This is a genomic window from Penaeicola halotolerans (genome assembly GCF_016464625.1).
GTDB lineage: Bacteria > Bacteroidota > Bacteroidia > Cytophagales > Cyclobacteriaceae > Penaeicola > Penaeicola halotolerans.
Genome location: NZ_JAEAGO010000001.1, coordinates 628812 through 653289, shown reverse-complemented (window position 1 = coordinate 653289; position 24478 = coordinate 628812). Strand labels below are relative to the sequence as shown.

26 protein-coding genes and 1 tRNA gene are annotated in these 24478 nt (G+C 39.5%); 21 read left to right on the top strand and 6 right to left on the bottom strand.

All coding sequences use genetic code 11. The annotated features are described in order from the left end of the window. The first annotated feature begins 35 nt into the window (after positions 1-35). From I5349_RS02920 to I5349_RS02910, 3 genes are read left to right on the top strand one after another with little or no spacing between them, the layout of a single operon-like run. Complete coding sequence (locus tag I5349_RS02920) at positions 36-1232, top strand: acyl-CoA dehydrogenase family protein (RefSeq protein ID WP_226389229.1); 1197 nt, start codon at positions 36-38, stop codon at positions 1230-1232. Further along, a complete protein-coding gene (locus I5349_RS02915) occupies positions 1233-2312 on the top strand; it encodes a phosphotransferase family protein (RefSeq protein WP_226389228.1) in 1080 nt (359 codons plus the stop codon). It abuts the gene before it with no gap. After that, positions 2309-3199, top strand: coding sequence for a 3-hydroxyacyl-CoA dehydrogenase (locus tag I5349_RS02910; RefSeq protein WP_226389227.1), 891 nt, complete (start codon positions 2309-2311; stop codon positions 3197-3199). The genes I5349_RS02915 and I5349_RS02910 overlap by 4 nt, the downstream gene beginning before the upstream one ends. Here the strand turns inward: I5349_RS02910 and I5349_RS02905 are convergent. Then, positions 3196-3846 carry an ABC transporter ATP-binding protein gene (locus tag I5349_RS02905; RefSeq protein WP_226389226.1) on the bottom strand — a complete coding sequence of 217 codons (651 nt, stop codon included), beginning with the start codon at positions 3844-3846 and terminating at the stop codon, positions 3196-3198. The two genes, I5349_RS02910 and I5349_RS02905, sit on opposite strands and share 4 nt — an antisense overlap. A gap of 158 nt (positions 3847-4004) precedes the next feature. On the opposite strand from I5349_RS02905, the gene sucC reads away from it, so the two are divergent. From sucC to I5349_RS02885, 4 genes are all read left to right on the top strand, one after another. After that, complete coding sequence (sucC, locus tag I5349_RS02900) at positions 4005-5225, top strand: ADP-forming succinate--CoA ligase subunit beta (RefSeq protein ID WP_226389225.1); 1221 nt, start codon at positions 4005-4007, stop codon at positions 5223-5225. Positions 5226-5281: 56 nt separating this feature from the next. Further along, positions 5282-5358, top strand: a tRNA-Arg gene (locus tag I5349_RS02895). Between the two features lie 187 nt (positions 5359-5545). Then, the gene (locus I5349_RS02890) at positions 5546-5977 is read left to right on the top strand and encodes a response regulator (RefSeq protein ID WP_226389224.1); all 432 of its coding nucleotides are present in this window, start codon (positions 5546-5548) and stop codon (positions 5975-5977) included. 4 nt (positions 5978-5981) lie between these two features. Then, positions 5982-6998, top strand: coding sequence for a PAS domain S-box protein (locus I5349_RS02885; protein WP_226389223.1), 1017 nt, complete (start codon positions 5982-5984; stop codon positions 6996-6998). On the opposite strand, the gene I5349_RS02880 is transcribed toward I5349_RS02885, so the two are convergent. Continuing rightward, on the bottom strand, positions 6995-8770 hold the full coding sequence (locus I5349_RS02880) for an ATP-binding protein (RefSeq protein ID WP_226389222.1): 1776 nt from the start codon (positions 8768-8770) through the stop codon (positions 6995-6997). The genes I5349_RS02885 and I5349_RS02880 overlap by 4 nt on opposite strands. 192 nt (positions 8771-8962) lie before the next feature. On the opposite strand from I5349_RS02880, the gene I5349_RS02875 reads away from it, so the two are divergent. After that, positions 8963-9502 (top strand): inorganic diphosphatase, encoded by a 540-nt coding sequence (locus I5349_RS02875; protein WP_226389221.1) that lies wholly within the window; start codon positions 8963-8965, stop codon positions 9500-9502. 32 nt (positions 9503-9534) lie between these two features. After that, positions 9535-10509 (top strand): YpdA family putative bacillithiol disulfide reductase, encoded by a 975-nt coding sequence (locus I5349_RS02870; RefSeq protein WP_226389220.1) that lies wholly within the window; start codon positions 9535-9537, stop codon positions 10507-10509. A 102-nt stretch (positions 10510-10611) separates the two neighbouring features. On the opposite strand, the gene I5349_RS02865 is transcribed toward I5349_RS02870, so the two are convergent. Beyond that, positions 10612-11115 carry a hypothetical protein gene (locus I5349_RS02865; RefSeq protein WP_226389219.1) on the bottom strand — a complete coding sequence of 168 codons (504 nt, stop codon included), beginning with the start codon at positions 11113-11115 and terminating at the stop codon, positions 10612-10614. Between the two features lie 731 nt (positions 11116-11846). On the opposite strand from I5349_RS02865, the gene I5349_RS02860 reads away from it, so the two are divergent. Next, on the top strand, positions 11847-12065 hold the full coding sequence (locus I5349_RS02860; RefSeq protein ID WP_226389218.1) for a hypothetical protein: 219 nt from the start codon (positions 11847-11849) through the stop codon (positions 12063-12065). On the opposite strand, the gene I5349_RS02855 is transcribed toward I5349_RS02860, so the two are convergent. From I5349_RS02855 to I5349_RS02845, 3 genes are all read right to left on the bottom strand, one after another. Further along, complete coding sequence (locus I5349_RS02855; protein ID WP_226389217.1) at positions 12062-12529, bottom strand: methylated-DNA--[protein]-cysteine S-methyltransferase; 468 nt, start codon at positions 12527-12529, stop codon at positions 12062-12064. The two genes, I5349_RS02860 and I5349_RS02855, sit on opposite strands and share 4 nt — an antisense overlap. 101 nt (positions 12530-12630) lie before the next feature. Beyond that, positions 12631-13239, bottom strand: a complete 609-nt coding sequence (locus I5349_RS02850; protein WP_226389216.1) for a tetratricopeptide repeat protein — start codon at positions 13237-13239, stop codon at positions 12631-12633. 17 nt (positions 13240-13256) lie between these two features. Then, on the bottom strand, positions 13257-14072 hold the full coding sequence (locus I5349_RS02845) for a 2,3,4,5-tetrahydropyridine-2,6-dicarboxylate N-succinyltransferase (protein WP_226389215.1): 816 nt from the start codon (positions 14070-14072) through the stop codon (positions 13257-13259). A 96-nt stretch (positions 14073-14168) separates the two neighbouring features. On the opposite strand from I5349_RS02845, the gene I5349_RS02840 reads away from it, so the two are divergent. From I5349_RS02840 to I5349_RS02790, 11 genes are all read left to right on the top strand, one after another. Further along, positions 14169-15215, top strand: coding sequence for a glycosyltransferase (locus I5349_RS02840; protein WP_226389214.1), 1047 nt, complete (start codon positions 14169-14171; stop codon positions 15213-15215). 148 nt (positions 15216-15363) lie between these two features. Beyond that, positions 15364-16029 carry a metal-dependent transcriptional regulator gene (locus I5349_RS02835; RefSeq protein WP_226389213.1) on the top strand — a complete coding sequence of 222 codons (666 nt, stop codon included), beginning with the start codon at positions 15364-15366 and terminating at the stop codon, positions 16027-16029. After that, the gene (locus I5349_RS02830; RefSeq protein ID WP_226389212.1) at positions 16026-16943 is read left to right on the top strand and encodes a metal ABC transporter solute-binding protein, Zn/Mn family; all 918 of its coding nucleotides are present in this window, start codon (positions 16026-16028) and stop codon (positions 16941-16943) included. The genes I5349_RS02835 and I5349_RS02830 overlap by 4 nt, the downstream gene beginning before the upstream one ends. Further along, the gene (locus I5349_RS02825; RefSeq protein ID WP_226389211.1) at positions 16940-17728 is read left to right on the top strand and encodes a metal ABC transporter ATP-binding protein; all 789 of its coding nucleotides are present in this window, start codon (positions 16940-16942) and stop codon (positions 17726-17728) included. Before I5349_RS02830 ends, I5349_RS02825 begins: the two co-directional genes overlap by 4 nt. 3 nt (positions 17729-17731) lie before the next feature. Next, positions 17732-19018 carry a metal ABC transporter permease gene (locus I5349_RS02820; protein ID WP_226389210.1) on the top strand — a complete coding sequence of 429 codons (1287 nt, stop codon included), beginning with the start codon at positions 17732-17734 and terminating at the stop codon, positions 19016-19018. Further along, positions 19018-19893 (top strand): metal ABC transporter permease, encoded by an 876-nt coding sequence (locus tag I5349_RS02815; RefSeq protein ID WP_226389209.1) that lies wholly within the window; start codon positions 19018-19020, stop codon positions 19891-19893. The genes I5349_RS02820 and I5349_RS02815 overlap by 1 nt, the downstream gene beginning before the upstream one ends. Beyond that, positions 19890-20333 carry a thioredoxin family protein gene (locus I5349_RS02810; protein ID WP_226389208.1) on the top strand — a complete coding sequence of 148 codons (444 nt, stop codon included), beginning with the start codon at positions 19890-19892 and terminating at the stop codon, positions 20331-20333. Before I5349_RS02815 ends, I5349_RS02810 begins: the two co-directional genes overlap by 4 nt. Beyond that, positions 20330-21712 (top strand): tRNA uridine-5-carboxymethylaminomethyl(34) synthesis GTPase MnmE, encoded by a 1383-nt coding sequence (mnmE, locus tag I5349_RS02805; protein ID WP_226389207.1) that lies wholly within the window; start codon positions 20330-20332, stop codon positions 21710-21712. The genes I5349_RS02810 and mnmE overlap by 4 nt, the downstream gene beginning before the upstream one ends. Positions 21713-21954: 242 nt before the next feature. Continuing rightward, positions 21955-22308: a helix-turn-helix domain-containing protein gene (locus I5349_RS02800; protein ID WP_226389206.1), complete on the top strand. Its 354-nt coding sequence runs from the start codon at positions 21955-21957 to the stop codon at positions 22306-22308. Beyond that, positions 22305-23399, top strand: a complete 1095-nt coding sequence (locus I5349_RS02795) for a site-specific integrase (RefSeq protein ID WP_226389205.1) — start codon at positions 22305-22307, stop codon at positions 23397-23399. Before I5349_RS02800 ends, I5349_RS02795 begins: the two co-directional genes overlap by 4 nt. Next, the gene (locus I5349_RS02790; protein ID WP_226389204.1) at positions 23396-24412 is read left to right on the top strand and encodes a DUF6617 family protein; all 1017 of its coding nucleotides are present in this window, start codon (positions 23396-23398) and stop codon (positions 24410-24412) included. Before I5349_RS02795 ends, I5349_RS02790 begins: the two co-directional genes overlap by 4 nt. Positions 24413-24478: the final 66 nt, after the last annotated feature.

Here is a 24478-nt window from a genome sequence, read left to right as displayed (position 1 = left end):
CAAAAGTTAAATTACTTGACTATAATTCTAAAATAATGTTTGAAACCCCTCATATCAAGTCACTTAAAGAACAATATAGGCGATTTTTAATTCAAAAAATCTATCCTATAGAGCTTGAAGTTTTGAAGGATTTTAAGAAATCTCTACCACTTTTATCCAAGCTTAGAAATGAAGTCAAGTCTCAAAACTTATGGGCACCACATCTAGAGAAAGTGGATGGAGGCCTTGGACTTAGCCTAGTAGAGTTCGCTCAGATAAGTGAAGTGCTAGGCACCTCTCCTATTGGCCACTATATTTTCAACTGTCAAGCACCTGATATAGGCAATATGGAGCTTTTGCATCAATTTGCTTCTGAAGAGATCAAATCAATGTACTTAAAACCACTGATGCAAGGAGACATCAGATCTTGCTTCTCTATGACAGAGCCTGATTTTGCAGGTTCAAATCCTGTATTCATGGCTACTAAAGCTGTCAAAGAGGGAGATGACTATCTCATCAATGGTCATAAATGGTTCACCTCATCCGCTGACGGTTCAGCCTTTGCTATAGTCATGGCTATCACCAACCCTGATGCAGACAACCCTTATGAAAAGGCCAGTATGCTCCTCGTACCTACCGATAATCCGGGCTTCAAACTAGTAAGAAACATCTCTATCATGGGAGAAGAAGGGGCTGATTATATGAGCCATGCAGAAGTAAAGTATGAAAATTGTAGAGTTCCGAAAAATAATCTAATTGGTAGAGAAGGAGAAGGTTTTGCACTGGCGCAAGAACGACTAGGTCCTGGGCGTATCCATCACTGCATGCGATGGATAGGTATATGCGAGCGTGCATTTGACCTCATGTGCCAAAGAGCGGCTACTAGAATGTTGCAGCCTGGACAGCCACTCGCTAATCAACAAACTATTCAAAACTGGATCGCAGAAAGTCGCGCAGAAATCAATGCTGCTCGCTTCATGGTACTGCACACCGCTCAAGATATGCAAGATAAAGGCGCAAAGGCAGTTAGAGAGCAAATTTCAACCATCAAATTCTATGTCGCAGATATCTTGATGAAAGTACTAGATCGTGCGATACAAGTACATGGAGCGCTTGGTATCACTGATGATACCGTCCTATCCTTTTGGTACAGACATGAGCGTGGAGCTAGGATCTATGATGGGCCAGATGAGGTGCACAAATCAGTTTTGGCAAGAAAGATATTGAAGTCATACATCTCAAAAGAAAAGTAAATGCAAGGAAATATCGATCAAGCTACAAAAGTGCGAGAAGGTGAGCATATCTCTGAGGATAAGCTAAGAAAGTATTTGACAGAAAATACGGAGATAGATGTGCGTCAACTTGAGATCTTACAGTATCCTGGTGGCTTTTCTAACCTTACTTATCAAGTCAACACGCTGACTGACTCTTTTGTGCTCAGAAGACCTCCAATAGGAGCCAATATCAAGTCTGCTCATGATATGAAGAGGGAGTTTGACATACTACAACTTCTACATGATGTCTATCCAAAAGCTCCCAAACCCATTCATTATTGTGCTGATACTTCCATCATTGGTGCTGAGTTTTACCTCATGCAAAGAGTAGAAGGGGTTATTTTAAGAAATAAAATACCAGACGGATTAGCATTGAATCAAGGTGATCTGAAAGCTTTATCAATCAGTTGCATAGATAATCTCTCTGCTCTACATCAAATTCAAGTTATAGATACTCCTTTAGCGTCTATCGGCAAACCTGAAGGTTATGTCTCTAGACAAGTAAGCGGTTGGATTGGAAGATATGAAAAAGCAGCTACGGATGATATCAATTCATTAAATATGGTGATGGACTGGATGAAATCTCAAATAGTAAGTGAAACAGGTATTGCACTTATTCACAATGACTACAAGTATGATAATTTGGTGCTTAATCCTAAGCAAATTGATGATATCATGGCAGTACTGGACTGGGAAATGTGTACAATAGGTGATCCATTGATGGATCTTGGTACTTCCCTAGCCTATTGGGCAGAGACAGAAGACCACCCTGCACTGAAACCTTTTAATCTGACATGGCTCCCTGGCAATCTTAATAGGGAACAAGTAGTAGATAGGTATCAAACCAAGAGCAATATCAAGTTAGACAATATTGTCTTTTACTACGTCTTTGGCACATTTAAAGTAGCTGTGATCGCCCAACAAATCTATGCACGATATAAAATGGGTTTAACACAAGATAAGCGCTTTGCTGACTTAATTCATGTGGTAAAAGCTTGTGGCCATAATGCCTCAAAAGCTATCAAACTCAACAGAATTTCTCAATTGAATAAATCATGATGCAACTGGTAGACATCAAAAAAATAGGCATACTCGGTGCAGGTACCCTTGGTCTCAGAGTAGGATTACAATCTGCTATTAGCGGATACGAAACGATCATCTACGAAATCAACCCTACAGCTATCGACTCTGCCAAAAAGTGGCATGAGAAGATCTTAAAGCAACTTATAAAGGCTAAAAGTATTACCCAAGACTCGGCTGATAAGGCACTAAACCGATTACACTTTACGAATGACATCAATGAAGTAGCTCAAGTGGATCTAATTAGTGAATCTGTGACCGAGGATTTGGATATTAAGCTCAAGGTCTGGAAATCTATGAGCACTTTGGCACCAAAACACACGATATTCACTACCAACACTTCCTATCTCCTTCCCTCTATGATGGCAGAAGCGACAGGCAGGCCAGATAAGTTCTGTGCATTGCATTTTCATGATGTCTTTTATGCCAAGGTAGTCGATGTCATGCCGCATCCTTTGACCGACCCAAAGATCATCCCTCTTTTGGCTGATTTCGGGCGGACACTAGAACAAATTCCTATCGTGATGGAAAGAGAGTCTCCAGGTTATGTATTCAACTTCATGCTTTTAGCTTTTCTAGGAGCTGCTGGCAAACTCCTCTCTAGTGGTATTGCTACAGTCGAAGACATCGATCGCTCTTGGATGGGAAACTTTCATATGCCGATGGGCCCTTTTGCCATACTTGATAGCATAGGATTAGATACTGCTTGGCATGTAGTCAGCCACAAAAAAGATCCTGCATCTCAAAAATTCGCTGAATTGCTCCAAACTTACATCGAACAAGGTAAACTAGGAGAGAAATCAGGAGAAGGCTTCTATAGATATCCAAAACCAGCTTATAAGGAGCCTGAGTTTTTAAAACCTTAAAGCACTCTTCCGTCTACGATCGTTAGCTTACGATCAGCCATATCGGCTAACTCAGGATTGTGCGTCACGATCACAAAAGTCTGCTTAAGTTCATCTCTGAGTTTGAAAAATAGCTGATGCAGTTCCTGCGCATTTTTGGAATCTAAATTTCCAGATGGCTCATCGGCAAATACTATAGCAGGATCATTGATCAAGGCTCGAGCGACCGCTACTCTTTGTTGTTCTCCTCCTGAAAGCTCAGCAGGCTTGTGAGTCAGTCGATCACTAATTCCCAAAAGCTCAAACATCTCCTTTGATTTTTTCAACAGCTCCTTCTCATTTTTCTTACCGATCAAACCAGGAATCATCACATTTTCTTGAGCGGTAAACTCAGGAAGTAAGTTGTGAAACTGGAATACAAAACCCATGTGCTCATTTCGATACTTGGCCAGTTTATCTCCTTTAAGCTTGCTGATATCCGTATCATGGAGCCACACACTTCCCTCATCAGGCTTGTCGAGTGTTCCTAGTATATGAAGTAAGGTACTCTTACCAGCACCTGAAGCTCCCACGATAGAAACTACTTCTGCTTGTTTGATCATCAGATCGATTCCCTTCAATACGTGAAGTTCACCGTAATTTTTATGGATATTCTCTGTTTTAAGCACTTCTACTCTCAGTTTTAAGACTTACAAAAAGTAAATATAGACAATCAGACTAACCAAGAGCTCAATTTCATGTAATTATCAGTATTTTCAAAAAAGCTCTAGACAATCCTTGAAACTTCGGGCTTTCCGCAGTAGATTCGGGCAAAAATTTCAATAGGATGAACATACACGAATACCAAGCTAAAGAGATTCTGAAAGGCTATGGAGTGAGGATTCAGGAGGGTATCGTAGCTGATACACCTGAGGCCGCTGCAGCTGCCGCTAAAAAATTGAATGCTGAAACAGGCACGTCATGGTTTGTGATCAAAGCTCAAATCCATGCTGGTGGTCGAGGCAAAGGTAAAATCAATGAAACTGGCTCAAACGGTGTCGTACTAGCAAAAAGTCTAGACGAAGTACCTACTAAAGCTGGCAACATCCTAGGTGGCACATTGGTGACACATCAGACAGGAGCTGAAGGCAAAAAAGTGAATAAAGTATTGATCGCTCAGGATGTGTACTATCCTGGAGAGTCAGATCCTAAAGAGTACTATGTATCTATCCTACTAGACAGAGCTAAAGGATGCAATGTCATCATGGCTTCTACAGAAGGTGGTATGGATATAGAAGAAGTAGCTGAGCATACGCCAGATAAAATCTTCAAAGAGTGGATCGATCCTAAAGTAGGTCTTCAAGGTTTTCAAGCTAGAAAAGTAGCTTTCAAACTAGGTCTAGAAGGTGACGCATTTAAAGAAATGGTGAAATTCATCACAGCCCTTTATAATGCATACTTGGGTACAGACTCTTCAATGTTTGAGATCAACCCAGTATTGAAGACATCTGATAATAAGATCCTTGCAGTAGATGCTAAAGTGAATCTTGATGACAATGCGCTTTATAGACATAAAGACCTAGCTGCGCTGAGAGATCTTTCTGAAGAGGATCCATTGGAAGTAGAAGCTGGTGAAAGTGGACTCAACTATGTAAAACTAGATGGTAACGTAGGCTGCATGGTCAATGGTGCGGGTCTTGCGATGGCTACGATGGATATCATCAAACTTTCTGGTGGTGAACCTGCCAACTTCCTTGACGTAGGTGGAGGAGCCAATGCTCAGACTGTAGAGGCTGGATTTAGAATTATCTTAAAAGACCCTAACGTAAAAGCGATCCTTATCAATGTATTTGGTGGTATCGTAAGATGCGATAGAATAGCCAATGGTGTAGTAGAAGCTTATAAGAAGATCGGTGATATCAAAGTTCCTATCATCGTTCGTCTACAAGGTACCAATGCGGAAGAAGGTGCTAGAATCATCGATGAGTCTGGTCTCAAGGTGTTCTCTGCAGTAGTCCTTAAAGATGCAGCGCTTAAAGTACAAGAAGTATTAGCTGCTCAGGCTTAAGTTTCTTTTCTTTCTGATATTAAAAAAGCAGCGTCTTGATAACGCTGCTTTTGTTAGCACTCGTAGTTCAACTGGATAGAATATCGGATTTCGGCTCCGAGGGTTGAGGGTTCGAATCCTTCCGAGTGCACCAGTAGTCTTTCATACTTTATGAAAGACTATTTTTTTTACCTCACTCCCATACCAAGGTCTACTTCTATACTGGACTTCACCCATAGATTTTCTATTTATTTAATTCACATGTGAAAGAATTAAGTTGACGATTCTATTTCCAAAGAATTTAATTTTATACTACCTTAATGTGATTTTAAAGTCGATACATGAAACCGATACACATACTACTGGTAGAAGATAATGAAGGAGACCTGCTTTTGACTACAGAAGCACTCAACGAAGGGAAGATTACCAATCAGATAAGTATCGTCAGAGATGGCTCTGAGGCTTTGCGCTTTCTTAAAAAAGAAGCAGAATATAATGACGCCTCACTCCCAGATTTGATACTTTTAGATGTCAATCTGCCCAAACTCAATGGTCATGAAGTGCTAAAAGCTATCAAAACAGATGACAAATTGAAGACGATCCCTGTGATCATGCTGACCACCTCATCTTCTGAAAGTGACATCATCAAATCTTATGAAAATTACGCTAATTGCTATATTAGCAAACCTATTGAAGTACAGGACTTCATGGATGTAGTGACTTCCATCGAAAACTTCTGGGTTTCTTTAGTCAAATTACCGTCCCAAGTTTAGTAACATGAGTACAAAAGACAAGCTTTCTATACTAGTCATAGAAGATAACTTAGGAGACTTCGTCATCATAGAAGAATATCTAAAGGAGTCTTCTTTTCAATATGAGTTATATAATCAAAGATGTCTGAGAGAAGCCGAAGCATTTCTGACAGCCAAAAACAAGATAGATGTCATTTTACTAGACTTGAGTCTCCCAGATGGGCAGGGAGAAAGCATGATCACTCGTGTACTCAATATCAAAAATGAAAACACAATTCTGATCGTATTGACGGGTTTTGGAGATAAAGAGTTTGGTATCAAATCACTATCCCTTGGAGTATCTGACTACTTGCTCAAAGATGAACTTACACCCTCCTATCTCACCAAAAGTATTCTTTATAACCTTGAAAGAGCCCGGATCAATAAGCAAGTAAAGCATTCAGAAAAGCGCTACAGAGATCTCTTTCAATTGAGCCCAATTCCTAAGTGGGTATATGAAATTGGCACTTTTAAGTTTCTAGATGTAAATAATGCTGCTATCAAGCATTATGGGTACTCTTATGAAGAGTTCCTCTCTATGACCATCCTAGATATACGACCTAAAGAAGACATCATACCATCAAAGGGGGGAATAAACTTCCTCAGTATACAAGACGAAGTAACTAAAAACGTCTACCGTCATAAAAAGAAAAATGGAGAGATCATCTATGTTAGTATCCATGCTTCACAAATAGACTTTGACGGCATCCCCGCAGAACTGGTGCTCGCCAATGACATTACTGAAAGACGTAATTATATCAGAGCTATCGAAACTCAGAACACCAAAATGCAAGAAATCGCTTGGATACAGTCACACAAAGTACGCGCACCACTAGCTAGGATCATGGGCTTGATCAACATGATCGATGAAGTAGGCGAAATAGAAGAGTATACTATCAAAGAACTCCTTCAACTAATCAAATCATCAGGAAAAGAAATGGATGAAATCATCCATGAAATCGCAAAAAAAGCAGATCATATCCATCATTCAGTCAAATCTTAAGCTCTAAGTGATTTATAGATCATATTCTTTAGATCTATAAAATTAAAAGGCTTAGTCATCATATCTGTAATACCAGCAGCAAACATCTGATCTCTGTGATCATCAAGAATCACTGCTGTTAGGGCGATGATCGGAGTAGCTTGGTTAGGGTTTTGCGGATCTTTTCTGATCATTGTAGATGCTTCAATTCCATCCATTTCTGGCATTTGAATATCCATGAGTATTACATCATAGATTTTGCGCTGAGACATTTCAAGTGCCTCTAGGCCATTTTCAGCTATGTCAAAAGTCGCCTCTATTGATTTTAAATGTTTCTTAATAACTAAAACATTAATTTGATTATCCTCAGCGATCAAAACGTGCAAGGGCTTTTCGATTACTTGATCACTGATCAATTCCTTATTTTCTACTGGGAATCTATATGGCATGCTCATTTCAAAGAAAAACATAGTGCCTTTCCCCTCTTCACTTTTGACATAGATATTTGTTCCCAGTATATCTAATATCTTTTTAACTATGGCCAGCCCCAAACCTGTTCCTCCATATTTATGCAGTTTTTCCTTTTCATAGACTTGAGCATAATCTTTAAAAAGCAATTCAATCTTATCAGCTGGTATCCCAATGCCAGTGTCTTCTATCATGATAAAGAGATTGGTTGACTCTTCATTCCTTAAATTTTCTTTGATGATGACTTTGACATGACCATTATCAGTGAACTTAATAGCATTATTCAACAAATTATGAATGACTTGCAAGAGTAAAATAGGATCTGTGTAGATCTCATATGTGATCTCAGGGTCTACCTCTAGCTTAATCTTTAGAGATTTCTCATTGATGATATCCTGAGTAGAAATCAAAGATTTAACCATTTCGACCAAGTCGAAATACCTCAGTTTCTGATGGTATCCTCCAGACTCTAGTTTATTAAAATCCAGAATGTTATTGATCAATAAGAGTAAATTCTCTGCTGAAAACTTTAACATCGTTAAGTCTTCTTTTTGCTCTTCTGACTGACTATTTTCAAGGAGTATCCCAGAAAGCCCCACCACGGCATTCAGTGGAGTTCTGATCTCATGACTCATTACTGACAAGAAATTTGTCTTAGCAGCTGCCAATGCTTCAGCATTTTTCTTAGCATCAATGAGAAGTTTGTTTTGCAACTTTTGATTTTCTAGTGCTTCATTCAGCTGCAGATTGGTTTTGAAGAAAGCCCTCTGCAAAAGATTTAAACAGATGATCAAAACAGCAAACACTGCAATAGAAATGAATATTTCGACTTCTAATATTGGTTTTTCAGCAAATGAGAATGTTGGCTTGAGATCATTCCATAACAGATAATTATTAATAATAGCTGGAATTACATTGATGATGGTGTAAAATAACCCCCACTTTAGCCCCAAAACAAAAAACGAGGATATCACCAATAAGCCCAACAAAGGGGTGCCTACCAATAGATAATCTGAATCTACCACGATCATATTGGATATGAGATACAAGGTCGCATAGCTCAAAAGCAAATGAGCTTGTAACCTATATCGACCTGTCTTGATGATCCAATAAAGACTAAATGTGGAAACCAGTAACAAGATAATTACCCTGAAAAAATGTATGAAAAGACCCAATTCATACATGGCCTTAAGAGGAAACAGACAAATCAATAAAGCTAAAATCGAAGCAAAAAATATCATTTGCTTTCGAGAACTTTCCAGAAGATTCGTTTGCTGAGTTTGGCTATCGACCATCTCATCAAACATTCTAAAAAAACGCTTCATCTAAATATGGATTTGGCTTTTGTGAAAATATCTTCCTTCAAAAAACACAAACTTAATCTTTTGACAAACTAAAATAAGGAATACTGATTGAATTTTATCAATTAATTAAATGAGTGGTAATGATAAGTCAGAGATACATTCTCTGGGCGCTTTGGTCATTTATACCTAATTTTGTGAGCTAATATAAGAATCATGAAGATAAGTACGAACCCCTGGCATGCGGTACACTTTGGAGATAATGCTCCTCAAGTAGTCAAAGCCATCATCGAAATACCTAAAGGATCAAAAGGCAAATTTGAATTGGACAAAGATAGTGGATTGATCATGTTGGATCGCGTACTATTTTCTTCCGTACACTACCCTGCCAACTATGGATTTATTCCCCAGACCTACTGTGATGATAATGATCCGTTAGATATCATGGTTATCTCATCGATAGAGCTGCCTCCTATGTGTCTGATAGAGGCTACTGTCATCGGTGTGATGCGTATGATAGATCAGGGAGAGGCTGATGATAAGATCATCGCAGTCGCTAAGAATGATATGAGTGTGAATCACATCAAAAATATCGAAGAGCTCCCTCCTCATACAACTATTGAGATGAGACGATTCTTTGAAGACTACAAGAAACTAGAAAATAAAGAGGTCAAAGTAGAGGACTTTTTAGGTAAAGAAGATGCACAGCGTATTGTGCTTGAAAGTATCGATCTATACAAGAAGACATTTTTGTAGGAACCTTAGCTAGCTTTTCGTGTTTTTTAGATATGAAAAAACACGACTTGATCATCATAGGTGCAGGCCCTATTGGTTTAGCATGTGGCATAGAAGCACGAAAAGCTGGTTTAGATTTTTTAATCATAGAAAAAGGTACACTCGCCAACTCGATCTACAACTATCCTGTGAACATGACCTTCTTCTCGACTTCACAAAAACTCGAGATGGGTGATATTCCCTTCATGTCTATAGAAAATAAACCACGGAGAACAGAGGCATTAGAGTATTATAGAAGGGTCAGTCAAGCCTATGGTCTACCCATCAACTACTACGAAGAAGCCACCACTGTAACTGGAAAAGCTGGAGAATTCACAGTCACTACTTCTAAGGCTACTTACCATACTAAGTTCGTTATCGTAGCTACAGGATTTTACGATGTACCAAACTATCTGAATGTTCCAGGAGAAGAACTCAGCAAAGTAGCACACTATTACAAGGAACCATGGCCTTACGTAGGTCAGAAAGTAGTCGTCATAGGTGCTGGCAACTCTGCAGTAGATGCAGCACTCGAATGCTGGAGAAAAGGTGCAGATGTCACCATGATCATCCAACACGAAGCCATAGATAGAAATGTCAAATACTGGGTATTGCCAGATATCGAAAATCGTATCAAAGAAGGCTCTATCAAAGCTCTCTTCAACACTAAAGTGAAGGAGATCCATCCTAAAAGTCTTTTATTAGAAAATGAATCAGGAGACTTTGAAATCGAGAATGACTTCGTATTGGCTATGACAGGTTATAAGCCAAATTACCCCCTGTTGAAAAAATTTGAAATAGACTTAATAGATGAAAATCAAATTCCGTGCTTTGATCAGCAAAATCACGAAACCAATAGAAAAGGAATGTATTTAGCTGGAGTAGTTTGCGGAGGACTTAATACAAGATCATACTTCATAGAAAACTCCATAGAACATAGCCAAAAAATACTGAGCGATATCAAAGAAAAAATACACCTCTATAAATAAAGAAAAGCAGGCTATAGGCCTGCTTCTCTTCTACAAATCTAAACCAAAACAAACTTATTGGTTTTAAAACAGTATGTTATCTGAAAGGTTTAGAAATTTTAATTAAAAAGATGTGCAAACAGCTACATCAGCAGCAGTACCAGGACCAAACTTTAAAAAACTCTGCCCGATATTAGTATAAGCGATGATTTCTTTGCTATAGCGGCCATTATCGAAATGCACCCTAACGTTAAGATTCTGAGATTTGATCAATTCTAAACTTGCCTTCCTACCATCTGCTAAAGTATCTAAATCAAACACACCTTCACCACTACTCCCTTCAAGGTAGCCTAAGACCTGTGCAATTTCTCCATCTTCTGATATGGCTCCGTAGTGTAGATGAATCGGATGCATTACATCTCCTTTTGGTCCAGCTAAGTTGACATTCACTATGAGCCCATCAGGCTTTTCAGTAAAAATAATCTCCCCTGAATATTCCCAATCTATCCCTCCAAGCAGATCATAACGCAGTGACACTTCTTGAGACTGACAACTAGATAGAATACCCCCTGAAAATACACTCAAAAGAAAAACTATCCTCCTTACTATTTGTGCGATTGCGTACATATTTTGATCCATTTCGAACATCTATTTTCTTTAAACATGCCTTAAATCATACTAAAACGTGATTTTAATTCAGGCATTCTTTTGGCAAAAGGATTATCAAAGATATTAAAGGATGAAGATTTTTTATCAAATAGCCTTACTCATCATAGTATTAGTGACCTTGGTCTATCTCATGCATGATATTTTTTTAGGCCCACTTCTCCAAACTAGTCAATTTTTTAATGCGCCTCCCCTGAAGACGCTTTCATTTTTTGCCGCTTTGGTGACAGGGATTATTTTTTATGGTACGAACCATCATGGTTGTAAGTCAAAAAATCATTTTTCTTAGACTTAAAACAGAAAAAGCAGGGCGAAAGCCCTGCTTTTAACTAATTAACCATTTAACCTAAATGACAGTCTCCCGCCATCAGGACTCGAATATAGTTATTAAATTGTTAATTTAAAATTACCAGAATGTGAATTATATTTTTAGAAGGATGTCAAATGCCTCAAACTAAAGAGGCGACAAAAAGCCGCCCCTAGTTAACCAAACCATTAAAGTCATGAAAACCTTAATAATGACGTAAAACTACAAATTATTTTATTTCAAAGATATAAATAGGATAATAATTTGCTGAAATCTGCACAATTCGCAGACACTTCTCTTTTGGTAGATTTACTATTACTCTTCGAACAAGTAGCATTAAGCATAATTTTTGACTAACTTGAAATCAACCAAATAAGAAAAACTTATGAAAAAGATCATTGGTATTGTTTTAATCCTTGTTGGAGTCGGTGCATTTTTTTTCACTGGAATGTCGTTTACCACGAGTGAAAATGTAATAGATGTAGGTCCTATTGAAATCAATCGTGAAAAAGAAAACGAACTAAACTGGCCACCAATAGCTGGAGGCGTCATCGCAGTGATTGGCCTTTTCACTTTACTCTCAGGTATTAAAAGTAAATCTTAAAATAAAAATTGCTGACCACTATGAAGAGCTTCTATCCTTAGGAGCTCTTTCTTTTTGTCAAGTCCTCCAGCATAGCCAGTCAATGCTCCATTTGCCCCTACTATCCTATGGCATGGGATCAAAAGTAAGACAGGATTCTTCCCAACTGCTGTTCCTATTGCTCGTGACATTTTGGGTCCACCGAGTTGATTGGCTATTTTCTGATATGTCTGGCGAGCTCCATAAGATACTTTATTGACCTCTTTCCATACTTGATATTGAAAATCTGTTCCTTTTAGTACAACTGGTAAATCAAACACATGGAGGTCACCTCTCATATAAGCTAAGACTTGCTTTTGACAATCCAGTAACAATGGATCGTCTGAAGAGACTGTATCTAGCTTAGTGAACTGTAAAAGACTTATCCCCTCTTTTTCACGTGCGATTCTTATGTGACCAATAGGACTATCAAAAATCATCTCCATTCTGACAAATTACTCATAAATCATCAAATAAGGTTTTAATCAAGTAAAAAACCTCAGCAGACTTAACTACTGAGGTTTACTAAAGATTTATAAAAATTCGTCTATTGACAGAATTTCTCGACTAAAGGAGTCGCTGATTCATATCCTAGCGCAACAGCTTTTTTCAAATCAGTACATGCACTGCTTTGCTTCTTGATAGCAATTTTAAGCGCACCTCTGTAGTAGTAAGCCTGTGCATATTCTCTATTAGTGCTGATCGCATTAGTATAGGCTTCCATAGCATCATCAGAGTTACCCAATTGATGCAGCGCTCTACCCTGAAATAAGTAAGCCTCCGCACTAGGATTAGGAAGCTGCACTGCACGCTCTGCATAGAGCAAAGCACGTTCATTATTTCCTAGTTTTTGATTCAAGTTTGATAAACTCAAAAGAGCATTGGCATTTTTATCATCCTCCTTCAATACTCTCTCATAAGTAGCTATAGCATCCTCATTTCTTCCCAGCTCCTCATATGTTCTACCGAGATTGTAGATAGTTTTTACATTTCTCGGATTATTGGTAAGTGAGGCTTCATACACTGTTGCTGCCTCCTCGAATTTTCCTTGATTGAAAAGGCGGTCACCATTATTCGAGTCACTCGAATCTCCCCCACAAGCTATCATGGTGAGACTCAGTAAAACAAAAATGAAAGTATTTTTAACTAAACTCATTATCTCCAAATTAAAGGTTAGACAGCTACATTATTCTCTCTCAGCGCATCATTTAGAGATGTCTTGAGATCTGTACTTGGCTTACGCTTGCCGATGATAAGCGCACATGGTACTTGAAACTCTCCAGCTGGAAATTTTTTAGTCAACGATCCTGGAATGACCACAGAGCGCTCTGGCACATATCCTTTATACTCTACAGGCTCACTTCCTGTGACATCGATGATTTTAGAACTTGCTGTAAGCGTCACACCAGCTCCGATTACAGCTTCTTTACCTACTCTCACCCCTTCAACGATGATCGCTCGTGAACCAATAAAGGCGTTGTCTTCGATGATCACTGGCGCGGCTTGTACTGGCTCTAATACACCCCCTATGCCTACTCCACCTGATAGGTGAACATTCTTGCCTATCTGCGCACATGAACCTACTGTAGCCCAAGTATCGACCATAGTACCACTATCTACATACGCACCGATATTAACATAGCTAGGCATCATGATTACACCTTGATTTAAAAAGGCACCATATCTCGCTACTGCATGAGGAACTACTCTCACACCCATTTTCTCATAACCCTTTTTGAGCATCATCTTATCATGAAACTCAAAAGGACCAATCTCGATCGTGCGCATTTTCTGTATAGGAAAATAGAGAATGACAGCCTTTTTGACCCATTCGTTTACCTGCCACTGTCCGTCCGCAGTTGGCTCTGCCACTCGGATAGTGCCTTTGTCTAGGTCGTCTATGATTGTCTTTATTGCGATTTCCGTTTCTTTTTCTTTGAGAAGTTCACGGTTATCCCAAGCTTTCTCTATTAATTGCTTCAATTCCATAAATAAATAATTAGTTTTTGTATTTTGCTTTTGATGATAAATGAAAAGATTACTGTTGTAATTGCTTCGGTGCTAAAGCCAGTAAATGATCCGAGGATGTACCTCAAATTTGGTCAAACACTGCGCCAAACAAATAAATACAATTTAAACATCATAGGATTTTCGTCAAAAAATACCACTGCAGTAGATGGTATTCACTTTCACCCTATCTATGACTTTAACAGACTTAGCCTCAAAAGAGTCCTAGCGTCTTTTACTTTTTTTTCAAAGGCACTTAAAGTAAAGCCTAAAGTAATCATAGTCAATACCTTTGAATTACTGATAGTTAGCTTATGGTTCAAAATTTTATTTGGTACACGAATAGTCTATGATTTGAGAGAAAACTATGCGCTTAACATTCATCATAGCAAGACTTTTCCTAAACCTATCGCACACCTCATAGCACTAGCCGTTCGGCTAAAAGAAAGGTTAGTCATCCCTTTTTTTGATGAACTCATCGTAGCTGAGCGAACGTATCTCCATGAAATGCCTTACCTCGCTAAAAGAGCTACGCTTATCGAGAACAAATACTTAGGAACTATACAAAGCGAATCAAAACCGCATAAAGGGCTTCATTTTATTTTTACAGGAACCTTATCCGAAAGCTATGGTGTGTATGATGCCATAGACTTCATTTCAAGTATTCATGATCAGTATCCCATAACTAAACTAACTATCATAGGCTATGCCCCTAATGTCAATGATCAACTGAAAATCAATGATTTAAGGGCTAAATATAGCTTTATCAAACTGATAGGGATAGATTCATTTGTCCCTCATGAACAAATTATTTCTGCTATACGGGCATCAGATTACGCCCTTTTATTCTATCAAAACAATGAGAGTACTGCTCACTGTATCCCTACGAAATTATATGAATATCTCGCAAATGGAATCCCTATCCTATACAGAGAAAATAGCCTCTGGGAAAGCATCATCAGACAATATGAAGCTGGGACAAAAGTCCCCAATTCGCCACAAAATGTAGCCTCATTTATACAAGATCTACAAGCCAAGAAGTTTTATCCGAATAAACCTGGATCAGAAATACTCTGGGAAAGCGAAGGAGAAAAATTAAAAACCCTTCTAGAGAAATTGACATAAATACCTAATAAACAATTACTTGTATTCATTTTTAGATATGCATAAATTTAAGTACATGAGTACTCTAATTTATTTTAATATAGTTCGAACGCATCTCTATAATTTTTAGTTATCTTTATGGAATATTTTTAGACAAAGCTAAACACTCATGAAAAGTCTTACTTATGCTGAGGAAAACTATCTGAAAGCTATCTATCACCTATCTGAAGAAGGCAAAAAGGAAGTATCTACCAATAGCATCTCAGATGAACTTAAAACTAAGCCTGCTTCGGTTAGCGATATGATCAAAAAACTAGCTGTCAAAGGTGTTATCAATCATAAAAAATATCAAGGTGTTCGTATAACCACTTCAGGTATCGAGGCTGCCCTTCAGATAGTCAGAAAGCATCGACTTTGGGAGGTCTTTCTAGTCAACAAGCTGAACTTCAACTGGGATGAAGTCCACGAAGTCGCAGAAGAACTAGAGCATATACAATCACCCCTACTCATTCAGCGATTAGATGAGTTTTTGGGCTACCCAAAATATGATCCACATGGAGATCCTATTCCCGATGAGACTGGCACTTACAAACTCAAGCCTAAAACTCCGCTCAACGAGCTGCAAGTTGGTGATAGCGGACAGATCATCGCTGTGAAAGACTCTAGTGCTGCATTCCTACAATACTTAGACAAAGTAGGGGCTTATATCGGGGCTAAGATTCGAGTGATTGATAAAGTGGAGTTTGATGGCTCATTAGAAATCTTAGTGGATAATAAAAAGAACCTCTTCGTATCTAAAGATGTGTCTAAAAATATATTGATTACAAATATATGAAATACAATCATTTAATATTATTTATAATAAGTGTTGCTTTAACTTTTTCCTGTCAAACAAAACCGCAAGAAAGATCAGGAAAACTCAAGATCGTAGCAACTACTGGTTTGATTGCTGACGCACTGATCAATATAGTTGGAGACTCTGCTGAAGTTCAAAGCTTGATGGGTCCTGGTGTAGATCCTCACTTGTATAAGGCTACTCAAAGCGACCTAGAAAAACTTTCATCAGCAGATGTCATCTATTACAATGGTCTACACCTAGAAGGTAAAATGACAGAAGTATTGGAAAAATATGATCGTATCAAACCCACGATTCCAGTAGCTGCGAGTATTCCTGCAGAAGGCTTGATTAACAATACTGATTATGAGAGTGCACAGGATCCACATGTATGGTTTGACGTGAAGCTTTGGAAGCAAGTAGTAGATGGTATGGCCAAATCTTTGATCTCTCAAGAGCCAGCGCTCAAAGATTACATTGAAGCAAATACCACCATCTATATAAGCAAACTTGACTCTCTAGACAGTGCCATTAGGATCTATATCAATACTGTTCCAAAAGAAAAGCGCATCCTTGTCACTGCTCATGATGCCTTTTCATACTTTGGAAAGTCCTACCAATTAGAAGTCAAAGGACTACAAGGTATCTCTACCCTATCGGAATTTGGACTTAAAGACATCACTAGTCTAGTAGACTACATCATATCTAATGACGTAAAAGCTATCTTCGTAGAAAGCTCTGTATCACCAAAGGCTATAGAAGCGGTACTTACTGGATGTCGAGAAAAAGGTCATCAGGTAGTCATCGGAGGCAGTCTGTACTCAGATGCGCTAGGCGCTAAAGGAACGCCCGAAGGAACCTACATAGGCGTGGTGAATTATAATGTACGAACATTTATCAATAGCATCAAATGATCCAGCAAGTCGAAAATCCAATACTTGAAGTGCATGACCTAACGGTCAGCTATGACAGCAAGCCTGTCTTATGGAATGTAGATTTGACCATTCCTGAAGGAGCTCTGGTAGGCATCATGGGACCAAACGGTGCAGGTAAATCTACATTGATCAAGGCGATCATGGGTTTACTCCCCCTAAGCAGTGGTTATGTGAAGTTATTTGAGCAGCCTCTTGATACTATTCGTCAGCGCATCAGCTATGTACCGCAAAAGGAATCTGTAGACTGGGACTTCCCTACTACAGTACTAGATGTAGTGATGATGGGTAGATATGGTAAGCTAGGACTATTTAAAAGGCCTAGTAAACATGATAAGGAAGTAGCACTTCAGTGTATCGAACAAGTAGGGATGTCTGACTACATCCATCGTCAAATCTCTCAACTCTCTGGAGGACAGCAGCAGCGTGCCTTCTTAGCAAGGGCATTGGCGCAGGAAGCAGATCTTTACTTCATGGACGAGCCATTTGCAGGTGTAGATGCGGCTACAGAGCGTGCAGTGATCTCTCTTCTAAGAGAAATGTCCACAGCGGGAAAAACCATCATAGTCGTTCACCACGACCTTCAATCCGCTCAACACTACTTTGACTGGGTAGTCTTACTCAATATGCACTTAGTCGCTTCTGGTCCTACCAAAGATGCCCTGACAGAATCTCTACTCGAAAAGACCTATGGAGGAAAACTCACCTTGCTTTCAGAGATCGGTGAGCAAATGCGTAAAACGAATCTACCAAAAGATATCCGCTAGTCTATGACTGATCTATTGGAATTTTTAAGCCTAAGAGATGCCAATGTACGCTTCGTAGTACTGGGAACGATCTTGCTGATGAGTAGCGCATCCATTGTAGGCACCTTTACTTTTCTGAAAAAGAAGTCGTTGCTTGGAGATGCCATAGCGCATGCTGTACTTCCTGGAGTTTGCTTGGCTTTTTTACTTCAAGGAGAAAAAGATCCCCTATGGATTATGATAGGAGCATTCATCACAGGCTTTATTTCTACTATATTCATTGATTTAGTCGTGCGTAAAAGCAAAATCAAAGAGGATACAGCCATTGCTTTAACCCTATCCACTTTCTTTGGCTTTGGCATCTTACTGTTGACTTACATTCAAAAATCTGGCAATGCTTCTCAATCAGGTCTAGATCAATTCCTCTTTGGCAAAGCTGCCGCATTGGTTGGAAGTGACCTCTACAACTTTGCTACGATTGCGGTCATTCTATTGGTTGTCGTCTTTCTATTTTACAAAGAACTCAAGCTTTTGGCTTTTGATCCTGATTTTGCACGAAGTATTGGCTTAAAAGTGAACTTGCTAGAATTACTGCTAACTAGCTTGTCGGTAATGGCCGTAGTCACCGGCATACAAGCTGTTGGAGTAGTGCTTATGGCTGCCATACTGATTACTCCCGCAGCTGCCGCGAGGTATTGGACTGATCGACTGCCTATTATGCTAGTATTAGCAGCTTGTTTTGCGGCATTTTCAGGACTCTCAGGCGCATACATCTCATACACCCTGCCTCGTATGCCAACTGGTCCTTGGATCGTCATGGTGATCTCTCTAATAGCTTTTTTCTCCTTTTTCTTTTCACCTCAAAAAGGCATCATTTCAAGGTGGTGGCAGATTAGGAAATATAGACATGCTATTGCCTTAGACAATTTGCTCAAAACGCTCTATCAACTCACCGAAAAGGAAGCTAGAACAGATAAGTGGTTTAGTTTTGAAGAAATCATCCGAAAACGATTCTTTACAGACAAACAGCTTCAACACACCCTGCAAAAGGCTAAAAATAAGGGCTTTGTCCAATGTAAAAATGAGCAAGTATATCTCACAGCAGCAGGAAGTGAAAAAGGACAAAGAATCGTCAAGCTACATCGCTTATTTGAACTCTATCTGACAGAGATCGTCAAGCTCGCGCCTGACCATGTACATGATACTGCGGACAAGATAGAGCATATCTTGACTCCAGAGTTAGAAGCCAGACTGGAAGAGAAGCTCAACTATCCTGACAAAGATCCTCATGACGCTAAAATACCTAGATAATGAATGACCTATTGATCATCATCACCGCTAGTTTGGTTGCGGCTTCTTGTGGCTTACTGGGAGTATTCCTAGTCCTCCGCAAAATGGCTATGGTTGGAGACGCCATATCTCATGCGGTACTCCCTGGCATTGTCTTGGCTTTTCTATTTTCTGGAAGCCGAGATTCTATCTCTATGGTTTTAGGTGCGGGACTATTGGGTGTATTGACTACGCTTTTGATTGAGTTTTTGCACAAGAAAGGAAGACTTCAAGCAGATGCCTCTATTGGTGTGACTTTTACATGGTTATTTGCTTTGGGGGTGATCTTAATTTCTGTTTTTGCAGGGCAAGTTGATCTGGACCAAGATTGCGTACTATATGGAGAAATCGCTTATGTCCCTATAGATCTTTGGATTACAGATTCGGGGATCAATATGGGCCCTCGCGTACTTTACATTGCAGCCATCAATTTACTTTTAGTCATCATCTTTATCATTTTGGGTTTCAAAGAATTAAAACTGACGACTTTTGATCCACAGTTCGCTGGGATCGTTGGTATCAGTGCCACTACTTGGAACTATCTGCTGATGGGAATGGTGTCCTACACGACAGTGAGTTCTTTCGAGGCAGTAGGTGCTATTTTGGTAGTAGCCCTACTTGTAGCACCTCCAGCTACGGCTTATTTATTAAGTAAGTCACTTAAAAATATGCTTCTCCTAAGTTTATTATTTGGCTTACTAACTGCGATTTTGGGTTATGCACTCGCTTGGCAAATAGAGGGTTCTATTGCTGGAGCTATGGCCACAGTAGCTGGAGTGATCTTTTCCTTTGTTTTTTTCGTTCAATGGACAAAGCGTATCTTCGCAAAATCTTACAGCAAGAAAAGTCTTACATGAAAAAGCTAATTACCATACTTCTTTTGGGCATGCTACCTCCTCTGGTATCACAAGCTCAGATCAAGTGGGTCAACTTTGAAGATTTGGATAGCCTACAAAAAGTAGAACAGCGAGGGGTCATCGTAGATGTCTATGCGGACTGGTGCTCATGGTGCAAAAAAATGGACAAAGAGACCTTTAGTGACACTGAAGTAGGTGACTTTGTTAATGGCAGATTCTATGCTGTCAAGCTCAATGCAGAAAGCAAAAGACCCTTTATCTTCAAAGGAGAGACTTATACAGAGCAGAAAATGGCGCAAACCATGATGGTCAGCTCCTATCCTACTATTGTATTTATAGATGCCGCCTTGGAAAACATCTTTCATGCACCTGGATATAGGGACAAGAACACTTTCCTCTTATTATTAAAACAAGTACACGAAAATCAAACGACAGAGTGAGTTTAGCCTATCAGCACCTTCAAGATACCATAGTCGCCCTAGCTACACCGCAAGGCATAGGTGCCATCGCAGTTATCAGACTTTCTGGTGCGGATGCCATCACTATAGCCAATAAAGTATTCAAAGGAAAAAACTTAGAAGCGCAAGAGTCTCATACGATTCACTTTGGGACGATAAGAGATGAGGGTAAGATCATAGACGAAGTACTCATATCCCTCTTCAAAGCACCTAAGTCATTTACTAAGGAAAACGTAGTAGAGATCTCTACGCATGGATCTAATTTTATCATCAAGCAAGTCATCAATGTACTACTCAAGCATGGAGCGAGACTTGCAAAACCAGGAGAATTTACCAAAAGAGCCTTTCTCAATGGTCAATTTGATCTTGCCCAAGCGGAAGCAGTAGCAGATCTCATTAGTGCTGATAGTGAAGCGGCTCACAGCGCAGCTATGAATCAGATGCGTGGGGGATTTTCACAAGAGATTCATCAACTTAGAGAAGAATTGATTCACTTCGCCTCAATGATTGAATTAGAACTGGACTTTGTAGAAGAAGATGTGGAGTTTGCCAGTCGAGATGACTTGAGAAAGCTAATCGACAAACTACTCCAAGTCATCGAAAAGCTGATCGTGAGTTTTGATCTAGGCAATGTAATTAAAAACGGTGTGCCTACGGTCATAGCTGGTAAGCCCAATGCAGGAAAGTCCACCCTACTCAATGCACTGCTCAATGAGGAAAAAGCCATCGTGTCAGAAATAGCTGGTACAACAAGAGACTTTATCGAAGATGAAATCAATATCAATGGCGTCATCTTTAGATTCATAGATACAGCTGGACTGAGAGACACTACAGATGTGGTAGAAGCCATCGGTGTGTCACGTACTAGAGAGAAGATGAAGCAAGCATCGCTCATCCTATATCTGTTTGACTTGACAGACACAAGTATCCAAGAGATCAATCAAGACATCAACAAACTAGAAAACTTAGGAATACCTTTTGTCAAAGTGGCCAATAAAATCGATAAGGCAGAAGCCTCACTTATCGATACACTCAAATCTCAACATAAAGACATGCTTTTTATCTCTGCTGGGAAAAAAGAAAACCTAGATGATCTGAAAGAGCGCATCATGGAACTGGTCAACTTAGATAAATTCAAAACAGGTAGTACAGTAGTGACCAATATCCGACACTACCAAAGTTTGATCAGTACCAAAAATGCCTTAAATGATGTCATCAATGGTTTAGATATGGAAGTAACCAATGACTTCCTAGCAATGGATATACGCCAATCTCTACATCACTTAGGTGAAATCACTGGAGAAATCACGACAGATGACCTGCTAGCAAATATTTTTAGCAAGTTTTGTATCGGGAAGTAATTAAATTTCCTTTACTACTCTAAACCATTCTTTTTCTTGCTTTTAGGCGGTTTTTACTTCCTTTACTTGTTGCTAATTTTCCTATTTTTTGCTTATATTTGTTTCTAATCTGTTACTAACAACAACAAGTTTGTTGGTAGCAACAAGATTCAGAGCAACAGGCGAAATGATGTTACATAGAGATACAACCCGATACAAAGGGATATGCTCTGATACATTTTTAAGCCAAATAAGGAAACACCATGAGCAGCAGTATAGAAGTTCCAAAAATTTGTCAGGACTGCGGAAAGTCTTTCATCGCAAAGACAACCGTAACCAAATTTTGCAGCCACAAGTGCGCCTCCCGAAACTACAAGAAGCGTAAGCGAGAAGAAAAGGTTGAGGAGGTTGCCCCTATCGTGGTACAGAGAATTGAATACAATCAGGAACAATTGAAGGACAAAGATTTTCTCAGCATCGCTGAAACTTGCAAACTCCTTGGCGCAAGTAGAATGACCTTATACAGACAAATCAAGAACGGAAAGATCCAGGCAACCAAAATAGGCAGTCGCACAATCATCAAGAGAACCGAAATCGATAAACTGTTTCAGATATGAAGGTAACACTTAGACAACGCAACCAGGGCGGTCAAACCAGCTTGTACCTCGACTACTACCATAAGGGCAAGCGGAAAACCGAATACCTGAAATTGTACCTCAACCCCAATGCAAAGACAAAGGAGGAAAAAGAGGTCAATAAAAAGACCATGCAATTAGCCGAAACCATTCGGGCGCAAAGGCAAATCGAAATCCAAAACGGTGTTTATGGCTTTAGGGATCAGGAGAAACAAAAAGGCAGCTTCCTTTCCTACATTGAATTGCTTGCACAGCAAAGGGATGACAGCCCCGGCAATCATGGCAATTGGACCAGCATGATTAAGCACCTGAAAGCCTTTTGCACCTATGATTTATCTTTCACGGAAGTGGACAGGCAATTTGTCCAGGACTTCAAACAGTACCTTGATAAGAAGGCCATAGCCCATGGAAATCAGAAGCTATCCCAAAACTCCAAATACTCCTATTTCAACAAGCTTAGGGCAGCACTAAAACAGGCCGTGAAAGATGGCATCATTCCAACAAATCCTTCTGAAGGTGTAGAAGCTTTCAAGCAAGGAGAACCGGAAAGAGAGTTTTTGACACTGGAAGAGCTGCAAGCGGCAGTAAAGGCAGAATGTGAAATTCCCATCCTGAAAACGGCATTCATTTTTTCATGCCTTACAGGGCTTCGCTGGTCAGATATAAATAAGCTCCTTTGGTCGGAGGTGCAGCACTCAAATGAAATGGGCTACTACATCCGATTCAGACAGAAGAAAACCAAAGGAGCGGAAACCCTACCCATTTCAGAACAAGCCTTCGGCTTGCTTGGAGAACGTGAGGAAAGAGAAGAAAGAGTTTTCAAAGGTTTGAAGTATTCTGCATGGCACAACCTGAAATTGCAACAATGGATGATGAAAGCCGGAATCTCCAAAACAATCACTTTCCATTGCGCCCGTCATACCTACGCCACATTGCAGCTTACAATGGGAACCGACATTTACACGGTTTCAAAGCTCTTAGGCCATAGGGAGCTGAAAACAACCCAAGTCTATGCGAAAATCATAGACGACAAGAAAAAAGAGGCCGCCAGTAAAATCAAACTTGACCTATGAGCAATCAAACAAAAATACTTGACGACATTCTCTACCAGGGGCTTCGCCCTTGGTCAGAGAAAAACAGCGTGGACGAAAAGTTTGCTCCAAAGTTCCGTGCCCTGAAAGAAGCCTCCACTGATTATCAATTCCGGTATGAAATCAAATTTGAAAGGCCATTTGACAACAAAACCAAGTACTACTCAAAGCTGATTCTAAACACCCTCAAAACGGACGTTGAAAGGCTCTACAACCTCATCAGTGAAGATGATACTGAAAACCTAATCCGCTATTGGCTGGACGACACCCTCAACAAGCGTTTAAAGACCCGCTTAAAAGACATTGGAAAGCTGATTAAAGAGAAGGACTTTGATTTGACATACATAGATCCCAAGAAAGCTTCCATTGAGTTTGACCAGGCACACAAAGCCAACACCTATATCATCCAATTGCTAAAGCTTGCATACATGCAGCTTTATCTTGAAATCCAAGATGCTTTCAGCACTTGGATTGATGACAATTTGGTGATAGAGGATTTTTACACTCAGCTACTACATGAACCAATACCGCAGAAACCATTATTGACCGAGATTCAAATCATTGAGGTTGAAGCAACGGAGAAACAAGTTAAAAAGCCGGAACCCAAACCAAAGGACATTCCATTCAATTCATTTACCTACAAGCAACTCAATACCGCTCAAGAGAAGATTTCCGATTTGTGCAGCAGCTTAAAGTTCAACAACCTGATAAGCCAAGACACAACCGTTCCAAATTTAAAGCGAGTATTTTCTAATGCTGAAATCAAAAATCCTATAGTCTGGACAGGCACAATCAGCGAATTGTTCTACTTCATCAAACTCATACATAACGACCTCCAATTGGTTGAAAACTTGAAGCAGAAGCAATGGGAAGTTACTTGCCTATGCTTTGTTGATGAAACTGGAAAACCGTTTGAAAGAACAAAATTTAGGTCGCAGAAGAAGCCGAAACTAACAGCCCACAAAATTGAAAAGTCTGTTTCCAACCTGAAATAAGGTACTCTGCACTTTACACCTTCTATCTTTTTTCTGTTTTTGTTTAGCCCTCTTTTGCTCAAAAAG

What these genes read in the sequence shown, in the direction of transcription:
- I5349_RS02920 (WP_226389229.1), top strand. Translation starts at nt 36, where the DNA reads ATGTTTGAAACCCCTCATATCAAGTCACTTAAAGAACAATATAGGCGA.
- I5349_RS02915 (WP_226389228.1), top strand. Translation starts at nt 1,233, where the DNA reads ATGCAAGGAAATATCGATCAAGCTACAAAAGTGCGAGAAGGTGAGCAT.
- I5349_RS02910 (WP_226389227.1), top strand. Translation starts at nt 2,309, where the DNA reads ATGATGCAACTGGTAGACATCAAAAAAATAGGCATACTCGGTGCAGGT.
- sucC (WP_226389225.1), top strand. Translation starts at nt 4,005, where the DNA reads ATGAACATACACGAATACCAAGCTAAAGAGATTCTGAAAGGCTATGGA.
- I5349_RS02890 (WP_226389224.1), top strand. Translation starts at nt 5,546, where the DNA reads ATGAAACCGATACACATACTACTGGTAGAAGATAATGAAGGAGACCTG.
- I5349_RS02885 (WP_226389223.1), top strand. Translation starts at nt 5,982, where the DNA reads ATGAGTACAAAAGACAAGCTTTCTATACTAGTCATAGAAGATAACTTA.
- I5349_RS02880 (WP_226389222.1), bottom strand. Translation starts at nt 8,770, where the DNA reads ATGAAGCGTTTTTTTAGAATGTTTGATGAGATGGTCGATAGCCAAACT.
- I5349_RS02875 (WP_226389221.1), top strand. Translation starts at nt 8,963, where the DNA reads ATGAAGATAAGTACGAACCCCTGGCATGCGGTACACTTTGGAGATAAT.
- I5349_RS02870 (WP_226389220.1), top strand. Translation starts at nt 9,535, where the DNA reads ATGAAAAAACACGACTTGATCATCATAGGTGCAGGCCCTATTGGTTTA.
- I5349_RS02865 (WP_226389219.1), bottom strand. Translation starts at nt 11,115, where the DNA reads ATGTACGCAATCGCACAAATAGTAAGGAGGATAGTTTTTCTTTTGAGT.
- I5349_RS02860 (WP_226389218.1), top strand. Translation starts at nt 11,847, where the DNA reads ATGAAAAAGATCATTGGTATTGTTTTAATCCTTGTTGGAGTCGGTGCA.
- I5349_RS02855 (WP_226389217.1), bottom strand. Translation starts at nt 12,529, where the DNA reads ATGGAGATGATTTTTGATAGTCCTATTGGTCACATAAGAATCGCACGT.
- I5349_RS02850 (WP_226389216.1), bottom strand. Translation starts at nt 13,239, where the DNA reads ATGAGTTTAGTTAAAAATACTTTCATTTTTGTTTTACTGAGTCTCACC.
- I5349_RS02845 (WP_226389215.1), bottom strand. Translation starts at nt 14,072, where the DNA reads ATGGAATTGAAGCAATTAATAGAGAAAGCTTGGGATAACCGTGAACTT.
- I5349_RS02840 (WP_226389214.1), top strand. Translation starts at nt 14,169, where the DNA reads ATGTACCTCAAATTTGGTCAAACACTGCGCCAAACAAATAAATACAAT.
- I5349_RS02835 (WP_226389213.1), top strand. Translation starts at nt 15,364, where the DNA reads ATGAAAAGTCTTACTTATGCTGAGGAAAACTATCTGAAAGCTATCTAT.
- I5349_RS02830 (WP_226389212.1), top strand. Translation starts at nt 16,026, where the DNA reads ATGAAATACAATCATTTAATATTATTTATAATAAGTGTTGCTTTAACT.
- I5349_RS02825 (WP_226389211.1), top strand. Translation starts at nt 16,940, where the DNA reads ATGATCCAGCAAGTCGAAAATCCAATACTTGAAGTGCATGACCTAACG.
- I5349_RS02820 (WP_226389210.1), top strand. Translation starts at nt 17,732, where the DNA reads ATGACTGATCTATTGGAATTTTTAAGCCTAAGAGATGCCAATGTACGC.
- I5349_RS02815 (WP_226389209.1), top strand. Translation starts at nt 19,018, where the DNA reads ATGAATGACCTATTGATCATCATCACCGCTAGTTTGGTTGCGGCTTCT.
- I5349_RS02810 (WP_226389208.1), top strand. Translation starts at nt 19,890, where the DNA reads ATGAAAAAGCTAATTACCATACTTCTTTTGGGCATGCTACCTCCTCTG.
- I5349_RS02800 (WP_226389206.1), top strand. Translation starts at nt 21,955, where the DNA reads ATGAGCAGCAGTATAGAAGTTCCAAAAATTTGTCAGGACTGCGGAAAG.
- I5349_RS02795 (WP_226389205.1), top strand. Translation starts at nt 22,305, where the DNA reads ATGAAGGTAACACTTAGACAACGCAACCAGGGCGGTCAAACCAGCTTG.
- I5349_RS02790 (WP_226389204.1), top strand. Translation starts at nt 23,396, where the DNA reads ATGAGCAATCAAACAAAAATACTTGACGACATTCTCTACCAGGGGCTT.